The organism is Selenihalanaerobacter shriftii, from assembly GCF_900167185.1.
In the GTDB taxonomy this organism is placed as follows: Bacteria; Bacillota; Halanaerobiia; order Halobacteroidales; family Acetohalobiaceae; genus Selenihalanaerobacter; species Selenihalanaerobacter shriftii.
This window is the reverse complement of the sequence record NZ_FUWM01000001.1, coordinates 1-661: the sequence shown is the minus strand read 5'-3', so window position 1 is coordinate 661 and position 661 is coordinate 1. Positions and strand designations below refer to the sequence as shown.

Genomic DNA, 661 nt, shown 5'->3' with positions numbered 1-661 from the left:
CGGCACAATAAAAGTGGTATCCCAGGTGTGGCTCCACCGAAACTAGCGTTCCGATTTCAAAGCCTCCCACTTATCCTGTACATATTGTACCAAAACTCAATATCAGGCTACAGTAAAGCTCCACGGGGTCTTTCCGTCCTGTCGCGGGTAGCCTGCATCTTCACAGGCACTACAATTTCACCGAGATCCTTGTTGAGACAGCGTCCAAGTCGTTTCGCCATTCGTGCAGGTCGGAACTTACCCGACAAGGAATTTCGCTACCTTAGGACCGTTATAGTTACGGCCGCCGTTTACTGGGGCTTAAGTTCCAAGCTTCATTCTAAAGAATTAACTCTTCCCCTTGACCTTCCAGCACCGGGCAGGCGTCAGCCCCTATACATCGACTTACGTCTTAGCAGAGACCTGTGTTTTTGGTAAACAGTCGCTTGGACCTGATAACTGCAACCTATTTGGGCTCCAGTGGTAAACACCTTCACCTACTTTAGGCACCCCTTCTCCCGAAGTTACGGGGCTATTTTGCCGAGTTCCTTAACAAGGATTCTCTCGCGCGCCTTAGAATTCTCTTCTCATCTACCTGTGTCGGTTTGCGGTACGGACACCTATCACCTGGTTAGAAGCTTTTCTTGGCAGTGTAGGATTGGTCAGTTCGCCTCCGTAGAGG

At 49.9% G+C, this 661-nt stretch carries 1 rRNA gene; it reads right to left on the bottom strand.

Annotation, left to right across the window (positions count from 1 at the left end):
• Positions 1–661, bottom strand: a 23S ribosomal RNA gene (locus B5D41_RS00005); the annotation flags it as partial.